This is a genomic window from Escherichia sp. E2661, from assembly GCF_004745185.1.
GTDB lineage: Bacteria > Pseudomonadota > Gammaproteobacteria > Enterobacterales > Enterobacteriaceae > Escherichia.
In genome coordinates this window covers 13,632-28,855 of sequence record NZ_PDIG01000005.1, presented here as the reverse complement: position 1 = coordinate 28,855, position 15,224 = coordinate 13,632, and the positions used below count along the sequence as shown (strand labels likewise).

Genomic DNA, 15,224 nt, shown 5'->3' with positions numbered 1-15,224 from the left:
TACCTTATCGGCGTTGCGGGGCGCATTATGCGTATAGAGCCTTGCAGCGTCAACCTCTTTTTCAAGGAAAATTGCTCGAAAGTGACTGTTTGGTTAGGTTGCGAACAGCGTGGCGCTATATTCGTCAATTATTGTTTACTTTGTGTTTTTCCCCTGCCTTACAGCCATTCTTTTGTCACACAGGATGAAATTCGGAATTCAACAATAGTGGTGGGAAATTAATCCATGAAATACTGGCCCGTTGCACAGGACAGGGCAGGGATCGCTACGCCTGCATCTCTGCTATCACTTCAGGCGATTTATTGAGGGAATACTATGCTGCGTTTTATGACGATGTTGATGGGTGTCTTATTAATTATGCAATCCGCGTTTGCCGATACGGTCAAACCGGAAATCGGTAAATATGTTTTTGGCTATCGTGGGCAGGAAGGCGCTGTGGTATGGATGATGCGAATCGGGCCGAAAGCGTCTAATGAGGCACTCGTTCAGGTATCTCATGTTGATAATGACATCGATGGTCAGATTTTTCGCTGCAAAGTAAAAGTATTACAGGAAGGTGAGAAATCTTATACCGCTGTAATCAAGGGTGAATCTTTTGAGTTATTACGCCTGAAAGAGGGAAATGGAAGCCTGCATATCCCGGAGGAATCGGCAACCTGGTCAGTCGCTTACAATAATGAGTTATCTGACAGCGATGTAGCAAATCCGGAACATTTCCTCACTGCGTATCAGAATCAACAAGCTCCCCAGTAACTGAAATTGCCCCGGATTTCTCCGGGGCAATATTACACGTCTTATTTATACGCTGACTGGTGAACGCCAACCGCACGACCAGAAGGATCGTCCATTTTCTTGAACGCCTCATCCCACTCGATCGCTTTAGCGGAAGAACACGCGACGGAAGGACCGCCCGGTACGCACTCTGCGGCGCTCGGAAGCGGGAACAGTTCTTCAAAGATCTCCCGGTACAGGTACGCTTCTTTTGAGGTCGGCGTGTTGTATGGGAAGCGGAAGCGGGCTGTTTCCAGTTGCTGATCAGAAACCTGCTGTGCCGCCACTTCTTTCAGTGTGTCAATCCAACTGTAACCGACACCATCGGAGAACTGCTCTTTCTGCCGCCAGGCAACACTTGCAGGCAGGTACGACTCAAAACATTCACGCAGGATGTGTTTTTCCATCTTACCGTTGCCGCACATTTTATCCTGCGGGTTAATACGCATTGCTACGTCGAGGAATTTCTTGTCGAGGAACGGAACGCGTGCTTCCACACCCCAGGCTGACATCGCTTTGTTGGCACGCGCGCAGTCATACATATGCAGAGCCAGCAGTTTACGCACCGTTTCTTCATGTAGTTCTTTAGCGTTCGGCGCTTTGTGGAAGTAAAGATAACCGCCAAACACTTCGTCAGAACCTTCACCGGACAACACCATTTTAATGCCCATCGCCTTGATCTTACGCGACATTAAATACATCGGTGTTGAAGCGCGAATAGTGGTCACATCATAAGTTTCGATGTGGTAAATCACGTCGCGGATGGCATCCAGACCTTCCTGTACAGTGAAGTGAATTTCGTGGTGCACAGTACCCAGATGGTTCGCCACTTCCTGGGCTGCTTTCAGATCCGGTGAACCCGGCAGACCTACAGCAAACGAGTGTAACTGCGGCCACCAGGCTTCAGAGCGTTCCTGATCTTCCACGCGACGAGCGGCATATTTCTTGGTGATAGCGGAAATAATTGAGGAATCCAGACCACCCGAGAGCAGCACGCCGTAAGGCACGTCAGACATCAGATGGCTTTTTACGGAATCTTCCAGTGCCTGACGCAGTTCATTTTTGTCGGTCACGTTATCTTTCACTGCATCAAAGTCGAACCAGTCGCGATGATAATAAGAACGGATTTCGCCGTCCTGACTCCATAAATAGCTCCCCGCCGGGAACTCTTTAATCGTGCGGCAAACTGGCACCAGGGCTTTCATTTCTGAGGCCACATACAGCTGACCGTGTTCGTCATAGCCCATGTACAGTGGGATGATCCCCAGATGGTCGCGGCCAATCAGGTATGCATCTTTTTCGCTGTCGTACAGGGCAAAAGCAAACATGCCCTGCAAGTCGTCGAGAAATTCCGGCCCTTTTTCCTGATACAGCGCGAGGATCACTTCACAGTCAGACCCGGTCTGGAACTGGTAACGATCGCCATATTCGGCGCGCAATGTCTGGTGGTTGTAGATTTCACCGTTTACCGCCAGTACGTGGGTTTTTGTTGGTTGTAGAGAGGTTGCGCCCCCGCGTTAACGTCAACAATTGACAGACGTTCGTGGGCGAGAATGGCGTTATCGCTGGCATAAATACCGGACCAGTCCGGGCCACGATGACGCATCAGGCGTGACAGTTCGAGGGCTTTCTTCCGCAGTTCAACTGCGTCTGTTTTGATATCGAATACGCCAAAAATTGAACACATAACCTTCTCCGTTAACCTGGTATTTGTTGCTTGTTGTGTTTTGCTTGTTTAAAAAAATGCCGCAAAGCAGCACTGTGCGCAAGCGATTTGGCAGTGGAAAAATAAAAAAACGTAATAGTGATTGTCGATTGGTGAAAAAAGGTCTGGTGTGAGGATGTATTTATTGATGAATCGATAATTTTTAGCGGGTTTTATTGAATGGTTATATTTTACGGGGGCCAAATTGCTGACAAAGTGCGATTTGTTCATGCCGGATGCGGCGTGAACGCCTTATCCGGCCTACAAAAGCATGAAAATTCAATATATTGCAGGAGCTGCGTGTGCCTGATAAGCGTAGCGCATCAGGCTGTTTGGCGTTTGTCATCAATATCAACCACGCCCTGAGACGTGGTTGCTATTCAGATAACGTCGATTTCAGCGACTGACGGGTAAATCCAGCTTGGGCGGAACGGCATGCTGTCGATATCGTCGAGCGACGAAACGCCGGAGAGCACAAGAATCGTCTCCAGACCGGCCTGGAAGCCCGCCAGAATGTCGGTACGTAGGTTATCGCCGACAATCACCGTTTCTTCCGAGTGGGCCTGCATTTTGTTTAATGCTGCACGGATGATCCACGGGCTGGGTTTACCAACATAGAACGGTTTGCGCCCGGATATTTTCTCAATGCCCGCGCACAGCGCGCCACAGGCGGGATAAAAACCGCGCCCGTGGGTGTCCGGGTTGGTGGCGATAAAGCGTGCACCATTAGCGACGAAATAGGCCGCTTTATGCATCATGTCCCAGTTGTAGGAGCGCGTTTCGCCAACAATCACAAAATCAGGGTTCACATCGGTAATCGTAAAACCAGCTTTGTACAGTTCATGAATCAGTGCGCCTTCGCCCACCACATACGCTTTCTTGCCTTCCTGGCGACGCAGGAAATCGGCGGTTGCCATCGCGGAGGTATAAAACACGCTGTCCGGCACATCGACACCGGCAGTGGCAAAGCGGTTCGCCAGATCTTGCCCGGTCTGCGAAGGATAGTTGGTCAGCAACACCAGCGGCAGGCCTTTATCCATAATCCCGTGCAAAAATTCCGCTGCACCCGGTACGGCGACGTTATCGTGCATCAGCACGCCGTCGATATCGCAAATTACATTTTTAATGGTCATGGACTACCCAGAATATTGACAACAATAAGCGCCACTATAAAAGCACATTAATTTTCCAGCAAATGCTGGAGCAAAATACCGTTGAGCATGGCGCGTTTTACCAGCGCAAAAGCGCCGATTGCTGAGCGGTGATCCAGCTCAGAACGTACCACCGGCAGATTAGTGCGAAACGCATTCAGTGCCTGAGTATTAATGCAGCTTTCGATAGCAGGGAGTAGCACTTTATCGGCTTCGGTGATTTCACCGGCAATGACAATTTTTTGCGGATTAAATAAGTTGATAGCAATGGCGATGGTTTTGCCCAGATGACGACCTACGTACTCGATCACTTCCGAGGCCAGGCTATCGCCTTTGTTCGCGGCTTTGCAGATTGTTTTGATAGTGCAGTCATCCAGCGGCACACGGCTCTGATAGCCCTGCTTTAACAGATTCAACACCCGCTGTTCAATGGCAGCGTTGGCAGCGATAGTTTCCAGGCAGCCGAAGTTGCCACAGTGGCAGCGTTCTCCCAGCGGTTCGACCTGAATATGGCCAATTTCGCCGACGTTGCCGTTGCGGCCGATAAAAATGCGCCCGTTAGAGATGATTCCTGCCCCCGTTCCGCGATGCACGCGCACCAGAATGGAGTCTTCGCAATCCTGACTTGCACCGAAGTAGTGCTCTGCCAGCGCCAGACTGCGGATATCGTGGCCGACAAAACAGGTCACTTTAAAACGCTCTTCCAGTGCTTCAACCAGCCCCCAGTTTTCCACCTGAATATGCGGCATGTAGTGAATTTTGCCGCTGTCCGGGTCGACCAGCCCTGGCAGGATCACTGAAATGGCGATCAGCTCCCGCAGCTTGCGCTGGTGGTTATCAATAAACTGAGTAATGGCATTCAGTAGGGCATGTTCCAGCGTCTGCTGGGTACGTTCAGGTAGCGGGTAATGTTCTTCTGCCAGAACTTTGCTGCTGAGATCAAACAGGGTGATGGTGGCGTCGTGACGACCGAGACGTACGCCGATTGCGTGGAAATTGCGGGTTTCGGTGACGATAGAGATAGCGCGGCGGCCCCCGGTGGAGGCCTGCTGATCAACTTCTTTGATCAGCCCGCGTTCGATAAGCTGACGCGTAATTTTGGTTACGCTGGCGGGGGCAAGGCTGGCTTTGCTCAGCAATCTGAATTCGCGAGATTGGCCCATGCTGGTCAATCAGGCGATAAACCGCCGCGCTGTTAAGCTGTTTTACGAGATCAACATTACCTATCTGAGCTTGTCCGCCTGGTGTCATACTTTCTCTTATTGGGTTACGACCTCGTTACCGTTAACGATGGTCCTGGTGATTTTAAAATCAGGTGTGAATGCGGTCAGGTTGGCCACTTTACCTGCGGCGAGAGTGCCGAGACGTTTTTCAACGCCAATCGCACGAGCCGGATAGAGCGTCGCCATACGCAGCACTTCATCCAGTGCGATACCGCAATGTTCAACCAGATTACGCACGCCTTCAATCATGGTTAAGGATGAACCACTTAACGTACCATTCTCATCCACACAAAGTCCGTTGCGGTAGTATATTGTTTTACCCGCAAAAATGAACTGTTCAATATTGGCACCTGCTGGCGCAGTCGCGTCAGTGACCAGACACAGTTTGTCGCCTTTCAGACGTTTGGCATTGCGAATGTTGGCGTAATCAACATGCAGACCATCGGCAATAATACCGCAATAAATGTCCGCTTCGTCGAGGATCGCGCCCGCCAGGCCCGGTTCACGACCGGTAATATACGGCATCGCGTTGTACAGATGGGTGGCAAAGGTAATCCCCGCGCGGAAACCGGCTTTCGCTTCTTTTAACGTTGCATTGGAGTGACCGGCAGACACCACAATCCCGGCATTTGCCAGTTTGCTGATCACTTCTGCTGGAACCATTTCCGGTGCCAGCGTCACTTTGGTAATGACATCGGCATTTTCACACAGGAAATCGACCAGCGCGGCATCCGGTTTACGTACGAAATTCGGATTATGGGTACCTTTTTTCACCAGATTCAGCCACGGGCCTTCCAGGTGTAAACCTAACGCCTGATTCGGATGTTTTGCCAGGTACTCGCACATCACGCGAACACCCTGTTTCATCAGGTCATCGCTGGTGGTGATAAGCGTTGGCAAATAGTTAGTGCAGCCTGATTTCTCATTGGCTTTCTGCATGATTTCCAGCGTTTCCACGCTGACCGCTTCAGCGGTATCGTTAAACTGTACGCCGCCGCAGCCGTTTAACTGCACATCGATAAAACCGGGGGAGAGAATGGCCCCGTTCAGTGAACGTTGTTCAATCTCTGGCGGCAGTTCCGCTACTGGGCAGACGCTTTTAATCAGGCCATCAGCGATAACAACTGCATGGTCATCAAGAAATTCATGACCGGTAAAGATCCGGCCCTGGGTTAATGCATACATTCCGACCCCCGATTTCAAAAATAATAATGCCCTGAGCAAGGCGTCAGGGCAGGGATAACAATTACAGACCTTTGATATTTTCTGCTTCTAATTCGTTGAAATATCTTAAAGTCTTAACCTTTAGCTCCATGGTGGAAGGCTCATCGCACACCATGATCGCTTTCGGATGCAGTTGCAGACAGCTGATGGTCCACATGTGGTTAACGCAACCTTCAACGGCAGCCTGCAGTGCCAGTGCTTTCTGGCTGCCCAGCACCAGAATCATCACTTCTTCGGCATCCAGCAGTGTACCCACACCTACGGTCAGCGCATATTTTGGCACCTGATTAACATCGTTATCAAAGAAACGAGAGTTTGCGACGCGAGTGTCATGTGTCAGGGTTTTGATACGGGTGCGAGAGGCAAGAGAAGAGGCTGGTTCGTTAAATGCAATGTGACCGTCGTTACCTACACCACCCATAAACAGATGGATTTTACCGTAAGAGCGAATTTTTTCTTCATACTGGCGGCATTCGGCGTCGATATCCGGGGCATTGCCGTTGAGAAGGTTGATATTTTCTGCTGGAATATCAACGTGATCGAAGAAGTTACGGTGCATAAAACTGTAGTAGCTTTCCGGATGCTCTTTCGGCAGACCGACATATTCGTCCATGTTGAAGGTGACAACGTGCTTAAAGCTGACCTGGCCTGCTTTATGCATTTCGACTAACGCTTTATAGGTGGTCATCGGCGTGCCGCCAGTCGGCAGGCCAAGCACAAACGGACGATCGGCTGTCGGTTTGAACGCATTAATACGATTAACGATATGGCGAGCAGCCCATTTGCCGACCTGTTCAGCGGTAGTCAGGGGGATCAGTCTCATTATTCACCTCAAGTAAGTAAAAAGTAAGCCGTTGGCGGATTAGGCATCTTTAAGCGTAACCTGGATTTGCGCAGACAGGCGTCAATCCGACCTGATTTTTTGAATGATAAAATAAGTTTTCTGGTTTAGCCAGTAAAAGGGAGTAATGATAACGATATTTGGTGACAAAACTCACAAAAGACGCGCGTTTAATTTGCGGTACGAATTAAATTTTCACACACTCTGTAGCAGATGATCTAACAACTTGATTACAGAACATCGGCAGCACAATTTGCTGCAAAATAAAAATACGGCTTTAAACGAGCCAAATAGGGTTCTCGTAGGGGGAATAAGATGAATATTTTAGGTTTTTTCCAGCGACTCGGTAGGGCGTTACAGCTCCCTATCGCGGTGCTGCCGGTGGCGGCACTGTTGCTGCGATTCGGCCAGCCAGATTTACTTAATGTTGCGTTTATTGCCCAGGCAGGCGGCGCGATTTTTGATAACCTGGCGTTGATCTTTGCGATCGGCGTGGCCTCCAGCTGGTCCAAAGACAGTGCAGGTGCAGCTGCGTTGGCGGGTGCGGTTGGTTACTTTGTGTTAACTAAAGCGATGGTGACCATCAACCCAGAAATTAACATGGGGGTTCTGGCAGGTATCATTACCGGTCTGGTCGGTGGTGCAGCCTATAACCGTTGGTCGGATATTAAACTGCCGGACTTCCTGAGCTTCTTCGGCGGCAAACGTTTTGTGCCGATCGCCACCGGCTTCTTCTGCCTGGTGCTGGCAGCCATTTTTGGTTACGTCTGGCCGCCGGTACAGCACGCTATCCATGCAGGCGGAGAGTGGATCGTTTCTGCGGGCGCGCTGGGTTCCGGTATCTTTGGTTTCATCAACCGTCTGCTGATCCCAACCGGTCTGCATCAGGTACTGAACACCATCGCCTGGTTCCAGATTGGTGAATTCACCAACTCTGCGGGTACGGTTTTCCACGGTGACATCAACCGCTTCTATGCGGGCGACGGCACTGCGGGGATGTTCATGTCTGGCTTCTTCCCGATCATGATGTTCGGTCTGCCAGGTGCGGCGCTGGCGATGTACTTCGCAGCACCGAAAGAGCGTCGCCCGATGGTTGGCGGGATGCTGCTTTCTGTTGCTATCACCGCGTTCCTGACCGGTGTGACTGAGCCGCTGGAATTCCTGTTTATGTTCCTTGCTCCGCTGCTGTACCTCCTGCACGCACTGCTGACGGGTATCAGTCTGTTTGTGGCAACGTTGCTGGGGATCCACGCGGGCTTTTCCTTCTCTGCGGGCGCTATCGACTACGCGTTGATGTACAACCTGCCAGCAGCCAGCCAGAACGTCTGGATGCTGCTGGTGATGGGCGTTGTTTTCTTCGCTATCTACTTTGTGGTGTTCAGTGCGGTTATCCGTATGTTCAACCTGAAAACGCCAGGTCGTGAAGATAAAGATGACGAGATCGTTACTGAAGAAGCGAACAGCAATACCGAAGAAGGCTTAACTCAACTGGCAACCAACTACATTGCGGCAGTTGGTGGTAGTGACAATCTAAAAGCGATTGACGCCTGTATTACTCGTCTGCGCTTGACTGTGGCTGACTCAGCACGTGTCAACGATGCGATGTGTAAACGTCTGGGTGCTTCTGGGGTGGTGAAACTGAACAAACAGACCATCCAGGTGATTGTCGGCGCGAAAGCAGAATCCATCGGCGATGCGATGAAGAAAGTCGTTGCTCGCGGCCCGGTAGCTGCTGCTTCTGCTGAAGCTGCTCCGGCAACTGCCGCTCCGGTAGCGAAACCGCAGGCTGTACCAAACGCAGTGTCTATCGCTGAGCTGGTATCGCCAATTACCGGTGATGTTGTCGCACTGGATCAGGTGCCAGACGAAGCGTTCGCCAGCAAAGCCGTGGGCGACGGTGTGGCGGTGAAACCGACGGATAAAATCGTTGTATCACCAGCGGCGGGAACCATCGTGAAAATCTTCAACACCAACCACGCGTTCTGCCTTGAAACTGAAAAAGGCGCAGAGATCGTCGTCCACATGGGTATCGACACCGTAGCGCTGGAAGGTAAAGGCTTTAAACGTCTGGTGGAAGAGGGCGCGCAGGTAAGCGCAGGGCAACCGATTCTGGAAATGGATCTGGATTACCTGAACGCTAACGCCCGCTCGATGATTAGCCCGGTGGTTTGCAGCAATATCGACGATTTCAGCGGCTTGATCATTAAAGCTCAGGGTCATGTTGTGGCGGGTCAAACACCGCTGTATGAAATCAAAAAGTAATCTGCTTTATGCCTGATGCGACGCTTGACGCGTCTTATCAGGCCTACAAAAGCGCTGTGTAGGTTGGATAAGACGCATAAGCCTCACATCCAACAATGACGCAGGACTGGCAAAAGCGGTGGAGATCTTCTCTGCCGCTTTTTTTTTCATCAACTATCCCCATAATCTTTGTTAGATTTTTCGATTTTCTCTAACTAACAGTTGTCAGCCTGTCCCGCTTATAAGATCATACGCCGTTATACGTTGTTTACGCTTTGAGGAATCCACGATGAGTGAGGCAGAAGCCCGCCCGACTAACTTTATTCGTCAGATCATCGATGAAGATCTGGCCAGTGGTAAGCACACCACAGTACACACCCGTTTCCCGCCGGAGCCTAATGGCTATCTGCATATTGGCCATGCGAAATCTATCTGCCTGAACTTCGGGATCGCCCAGGACTATAAAGGCCAGTGCAACCTGCGTTTCGACGACACTAACCCGGTAAAAGAAGATATCGAGTATGTCGATTCGATCAAAAAACGACGTTGAGTGGTTAGGTTTTCACTGGTCTGGTAACGTCCGTTACTCCTCCGATTATTTTGATCAGCTCCACGCCTATGCTGTTGAACTGATCAATAAAGGGCTGGCGTACGTTGATGAACTGACGCCGGAACAGATCCGCGAATACCGCGGCACCCTGACGCAGCCGGGTAAAAACAGCCCGTACCGCGACCGCAGCGTTGAAGAGAACCTGGCGCTGTTCGAGAAAATGCGTACCGGCGGTTTTGAAGAAGGTAAAGCTTGCCTGCGCGCGAAAATCGACATGGCTTCGCCGTTTATCGTGATGCGCGATCCGGTGCTGTACCGCATTAAATTTGCTGAACACCACCAGACCGGCAACAAGTGGTGCATCTACCCGATGTACGACTTCACCCACTGCATCAGCGATGCGCTGGAAGGCATTACGCACTCTCTGTGTACGCTGGAGTTCCAGGACAACCGCCGTCTGTACGACTGGGTACTGGACAACATCACCATTCCTGTTCATCCGCGCCAGTACGAATTCTCGCGCCTGAATCTGGAATACACCGTGATGTCCAAGCGTAAGCTGAACCAACTGGTCACCGACAAGCACGTAGAAGGTTGGGATGATCCGCGTATGCCGACCATTTCCGGTCTGCGTCGTCGTGGTTACACTGCGGCTTCTATTCGTGAGTTCTGCAAACGCATTGGCGTGACCAAGCAGGACAACACCATTGAGATGGCATCGCTGGAATCCTGCATTCGTGAAGATCTCAACGAGAACGCGCCGCGTGCAATGGCGGTTATCGACCCGGTGAAACTGGTTATCGAAAACTATCAGGGCGAAGGCGAAATGGTCACCATGCCGAACCATCCGAATAAACCGGAAATGGGCAGCCGTCAGGTGCCGTTTAGCGGTGAGATTTGGATCGATCGCGCCGATTTCCGCGAAGAAGCTAACAAGCAGTACAAGCGTCTGGTGCTGGGAAAAGAAGTGCGTCTGCGTAATGCTTACGTGATTAAAGCGGAACGCGTGGAGAAAGATGCCGAAGGCAATATCACCACCATCTTCTGTACTTATGACGCCGACACCTTAAGCAAAGATCCGGCTGATGGTCGTAAAGTCAAAGGCGTTATTCACTGGGTAAGCGCGGCACATGCGCTACCGGTTGAAATCCGCCTGTACGATCGTCTGTTCAGTGTGCCGAATCCAGGCGCTGCGGATGATTTCCTGTCGGTGATTAACCAGGATTCTCTGGTCATCAAACAGGGCTTTGCTGAACCGTCTCTGAAAGATGCGGTGGCAGGTAAAGCATTCCAGTTTGAGCGCGAAGGCTACTTCTGCCTCGATAGCCGCCATTCCACAGCGGAAAAACCGGTATTTAACCGCACCGTTGGACTGCGTGATACCTGGGCGAAAGTAGGCGAGTAATTTTAAGTTTCACCTTGCCGGATAAGGCGTTTACGCCGCATCCGGCAAGAAACATGCAAACAATCCAAAACGCCGCGTTCAGCGGCGTTTTTTCTGCTTTTCTTCGCGAATTAATTCCGCTTTGTAATTTATTCATAAAACAAATTTAAAATTACAAATCATAATTAAATAAAATGTAACCGCTTTCATCTAGCTGGAAATTCACGCTTTTATTCTTCTACAAGCCTTTCTACTGCAAACTTAAACCTTGTAACAAAAATCATCAAAATATGTGCGGTTGCTCATGTTCTTACATTCTCGTTACAGAAAGAGATTGATAATTCGCGTCGCGAAAAATAGTCTATTCCTGTAGTCAGCGAGACTTTTCTCAATGCTACTTTTTTAATTTTTTATTTTTTTTCGCTGTTCACCTGTGGTGCAGCAATTTATACGTCAAAGAGGATTAACCCATGCGTACGTTTAGTGGCAAACGTAGTACGCTGGCGCTGGCTATCGCCGGTGTTACAGCAATGTCGGGCCTGGTGGCAATGCCGGAGGCTCGCGCCGAAGGATTCATCGACGATTCAACCTTAACCGGCGGTATCTATTACTGGCAGCGTGAACGTGACCGTAAAGATGTTACCGACGGCGACAAATACAAAACCAACCTTTCTCACTCCACCTGGAATGCCAACCTCGATTTTCAGTCCGGTTATGCTGCTGATATGTTCGGCCTTGATATTGCCGCGTTTACGGCGATTGAAATGGCGGAAAACGGCGACAGCTCCCACCCGAACGAAATCGCGTTTTCAAAAAGTAATAAAGCCTATGACGAAGACTGGTCCGGCGACAAAAGCGGTATAAGCCTGTATAAAGCAGCGGCCAAATTTAAATACGGTCCGGTATGGGCGAGGGCAGGTTACATTCAGCCAACTGGTCAAACACTGTTAGCGCCGCACTGGAGCTTTATGCCGGGTACTTATCAGGGGGCGGAAGCCGGGGCGAATTTTGATTATGGCGATGCTGGTGCGTTGAGTTTCTCCTACATGTGGACCAACGAATACAAAGCGCCGTGGCATCTGGAAATGGATGAGTTTTATCAGAACGATAAAACCACCAAAGTTGATTATCTGCACTCCATCGGTGCGAAATACGACTTCAAAAATAACTTCGTGCTGGAAGCGGCGTTTGGTCAGGCGGAAGGGTATATCGATCAGTACTTTGCCAAAGCCAGCTATAAATTTGATATCGCCGGTAGCCCGCTAACCGCCAGCTACCAGTTCTACGGTACGCGCGATAAAGTTGACGATCGTAGCGTCAACGATCTTTATGATGGCACCGCCTGGCTGCAGGCGCTGACCTTTGGTTACCGGGCGGCTGACGTAGTGGATTTGCGTCTGGAAGGCACCTGGGTTAAAGCTGACGGTCAGCAGGGATACTTCCTGCAACGTATGACTCCAACCTACGCTTCCTCGAACGGTCGCCTGGATATCTGGTGGGATAACCGTTCTGACTTTAACGCCAACGGCGAAAAAGCGGTCTTCTTCGGCGCGATGTATGACCTGAAAAACTGGAATCTTCCAGCTTCGCCATCGGCGCCTCCTACGTTTACGCATGGGATGCTAAACCTGCGACCTGGCAGAGCAATCCGGATGCGTACTACGACAAGAACCGGACTATTGAAGAGTCTGCATACAGCCTGGATGCGGTCTACACCATTCAGGACGGTCGTGCCAAGGGCACGATGTTCAAACTGCACTTCACCGAATACGACAACCACTCCGACATCCCAAGCTGGGGCGGCGGTTACGGTAACATCTTCCAGGATGAGCGCGACGTGAAATTCATGGTAATCGCACCATTCACCATCTTCTGATGCCCGACGCGGCAGGTTTTGTGCCTGCCGCACATTTGAGGAATTCGCTATGAAAAAACTGATTCTCATCGCCATGATGGCATCGGGGCTGGTGGCTTGTGCGCAATCAACCGCGCCACAGGAAGACAGCCGCCTGAAAGAGGCGTACAGCGCCTGTATCAATACCGCGCAAGGTTCGCCGGAAAAAATTGAAGCCTGTCAGAGCGTGTTAAACGTGCTGAAGAAAGAGAAACAACATCAGCAATTTGCCGAGCAGGAAAGTGTCCGCGTGCTGGATTATCAGCAGTGCATCCAGGCAACGCAAACCGGTAATGACCAGGCAGTGAGAGCCGATTGTGATAAGGTCTGGCAGGAAATTCGCAGTAATAACAAATAAGTGAGGGCTGTAACTCTCGCTTTTCTTATTTCCCTTGTATAAAAAAGCCAACCCGCAGGTCAATGCCGTTCACTTAAGCGGAGCGGTGCTGCGTTTCACCGGATAACGGGTTTTTGATATCTTAACTGCCCTCGGCCTTGATGGTCGGGGGCGTTTTGTTATGAACACCGCTTCCAGAGCCCCCCGCAGATGCTCCAGTCGTTTCGGGATGGTCCCCGGTGATGCCGTATTTCCCAGCACTATCATTTCTGTCGCGATAAACTGGAACGCGAACTTAAAGCTGATTTCTGACGCCGCTTTTTTGTGTTTCTCAGCCGCTTTTGTTGCCTCACGCCGTATCAGGTTGTAAGCCAGCAAGATGCCCCACACCTCCTGTTCCAGCAGCTCAACCTTACGGCTTCTCAGCACCAGGGCATTGTTCAGCAGGCTGCTTTTCAGGTTTCTGAACCCGACTTCGATTTCCCATCGTGAATGGTAAAGTTCCGCCACCTCTTTTGCTTTGTAGCGGTCTGCCGGGAGTGATGTCAGCACTGTTTTCTCCACACCGTTCACCTCATAAGTCACCGCCCGGGCATACCAGAACTCGGGCAGTGAAGGATTTTTTTTCCTCGCCTGTGGCGACACCTTCAGTTTCAGAAGCCTGTCTCCGGGACCGTAACTTTCTTCTGTTTCTGATGCGATATTCTTCCACGCAGGCAGTAGCCAGTGGCGGTTACAACCCTGCCGGTTCAGTGTCAGCAGCAGGTCTGCGCTGTAAAAGAGCTTGTCAAACAGTGTAACGGAGTTATCCGGGATGGTGGCGAGCATGGAGTGGGCCAGCACGGTTTCGCTCCGCCGGTAAGGCGCGGTTACGGCATTCAGCAAAATGTGGCTTCCCAGATTCATCAACGCCACCAGACGCATAACCGGGTAGGCGCTCTGCCGCTCAGTGGATGTGTTGGCAGAGCCATAATATTCACGCAACTCAGGTTCATCAGGTGTCCTGAACTGTGCGCCATCAATGGCAAAAAGCTGCAGGCCGTGCCAGTCATCCTTCAGGTAACGTTCCGAGCCCCATGTCTGTGCGGTCTGGCGGAAGAGCCATTCCACCGGGGCGGCCCCCACGCGCTGACGCGCCTGGGTGACAGCGCTGCGGGCCAGCAGGTTCATCCCCGCTTCGCCATCCGCGCTCAGGTTCAGACGGCGAACCACATCGGTAATAGGCTCATTGCGGAAAAAGGCCATGGCCACCACCATCCAGATAACCATGTCCCCCGGTAAACGACGGCGGCGAACGGTCGCATGCGCAGAAAGCGTCAGACAGTGCTGTATCCACTCGACGGGAAGGTGCTCTGCAAACAGTTGTGCAGAGGGCGGTGGCATAAGCGGATGGTCACTGAAATCGAGCAGATCATTTAGAAGTGGCATAAGAAAACGGCTCCCTGTTGTGGAAGCCGTTATAGTGCCGCAGTTTAAGGATCGGTCAACCGATCCTTAACTGATCGGCATTACCTTCTTCGGGAGGGGCTTTCCCGTTTCAGCCCCTTGCTGGCTTCCCGATTGTTGATTAGCGCCTGACCCCGCGCAACGCTTTCCCTGATGCAGATTTCTCTTCCCCGAGTCGACTCGCAAAACGCTGCAACAGTCTGATCATTTGCACTTTTTAGCGGAATGCAGATATAAAAAATCCCCGGCTTTTTGGGCCAGGGATATGCGTTAATGAAACCTTCTTGACGCTGTTGTTTTTTCAACCTAGAGTAAAGGAATAAGGGTGAGGGAGGATTTCTCCCCCCTCTGATTGGCTGTTAATAAGCTGCGAAACTTACGAGTAACAACACAATCAGTATGATGACAAGCTTCATCATAACCCTTTCCTTCTGTAAGGCCCCTTCCTCGGGAGGGG

8 protein-coding genes and 4 pseudogenes are annotated in these 15,224 nt (G+C 51.0%); 5 read left to right on the top strand and 7 right to left on the bottom strand.

The features are described from left to right. Positions 1-315: 315 nt before the first annotated feature. Positions 316-753 carry a hypothetical protein gene (locus CRI63_RS03255; protein WP_135518484.1) on the top strand — a complete coding sequence of 146 codons (438 nt, stop codon included), beginning with the start codon at positions 316-318 and terminating at the stop codon, positions 751-753. A gap of 41 nt (positions 754-794) precedes the next feature. Here the strand turns inward: CRI63_RS03255 and asnB are convergent. The 5 genes and pseudogenes from asnB to nagB form a co-directional block, all read right to left on the bottom strand. Then, positions 795-2,458 (bottom strand): annotated as a pseudogene (asnB, locus tag CRI63_RS03250) (asparagine synthase B). A gap of 398 nt (positions 2,459-2,856) precedes the next feature. Then, positions 2,857-3,609 (bottom strand): ribonucleotide monophosphatase NagD, encoded by a 753-nt coding sequence (nagD, locus tag CRI63_RS03245; RefSeq protein ID WP_000153129.1) that lies wholly within the window; start codon positions 3,607-3,609, stop codon positions 2,857-2,859. A 47-nt stretch (positions 3,610-3,656) separates the two neighbouring features. Then, positions 3,657-4,878 (bottom strand): annotated as a pseudogene (nagC, locus tag CRI63_RS03240) (DNA-binding transcriptional regulator NagC). Positions 4,879-4,886: 8 nt separating this feature from the next. Continuing rightward, the gene (nagA, locus tag CRI63_RS03235; protein ID WP_135489580.1) at positions 4,887-6,035 is read right to left on the bottom strand and encodes an N-acetylglucosamine-6-phosphate deacetylase; all 1,149 of its coding nucleotides are present in this window, start codon (positions 6,033-6,035) and stop codon (positions 4,887-4,889) included. Positions 6,036-6,096: 61 nt separating this feature from the next. Beyond that, positions 6,097-6,897: a glucosamine-6-phosphate deaminase gene (nagB, locus tag CRI63_RS03230; protein WP_001237072.1), complete on the bottom strand. Its 801-nt coding sequence runs from the start codon at positions 6,895-6,897 to the stop codon at positions 6,097-6,099. Between the two features lie 333 nt (positions 6,898-7,230). Here nagB and nagE point away from each other — a divergent pair, with 333 nt between their 5' ends. From nagE to chiQ, 4 genes and pseudogenes are all read left to right on the top strand, one after another. After that, a complete protein-coding gene (gene nagE / locus CRI63_RS03225; RefSeq protein WP_130259011.1) occupies positions 7,231-9,177 on the top strand; it encodes a PTS N-acetyl glucosamine transporter subunit IIABC in 1,947 nt (648 codons plus the stop codon). Positions 9,178-9,445: 268 nt separating this feature from the next. After that, a pseudogene (gene glnS, locus CRI63_RS03220) lies at positions 9,446-11,111 on the top strand (glutamine--tRNA ligase). Between the two features lie 449 nt (positions 11,112-11,560). Continuing rightward, positions 11,561-12,966 (top strand): annotated as a pseudogene (gene chiP, locus CRI63_RS03210) (chitoporin). A gap of 49 nt (positions 12,967-13,015) precedes the next feature. Beyond that, on the top strand, positions 13,016-13,342 hold the full coding sequence (chiQ, locus tag CRI63_RS03205; protein ID WP_130215034.1) for a ChiQ/YbfN family lipoprotein: 327 nt from the start codon (positions 13,016-13,018) through the stop codon (positions 13,340-13,342). A gap of 69 nt (positions 13,343-13,411) precedes the next feature. Here chiQ and CRI63_RS03200 read toward each other — a convergent pair whose 3' ends face one another. Together CRI63_RS03200 and CRI63_RS03195 are read right to left on the bottom strand one after the other, a co-directional pair. Then, positions 13,412-14,749, bottom strand: a complete 1,338-nt coding sequence (locus CRI63_RS03200) for an IS4 family transposase (protein ID WP_135518480.1) — start codon at positions 14,747-14,749, stop codon at positions 13,412-13,414. Between the two features lie 377 nt (positions 14,750-15,126). Beyond that, the gene (locus CRI63_RS03195) at positions 15,127-15,186 is read right to left on the bottom strand and encodes a type I toxin-antitoxin system Ibs family toxin (RefSeq protein WP_001387081.1); all 60 of its coding nucleotides are present in this window, start codon (positions 15,184-15,186) and stop codon (positions 15,127-15,129) included. Between the last annotated feature and the right edge of the window lie 38 nt (positions 15,187-15,224).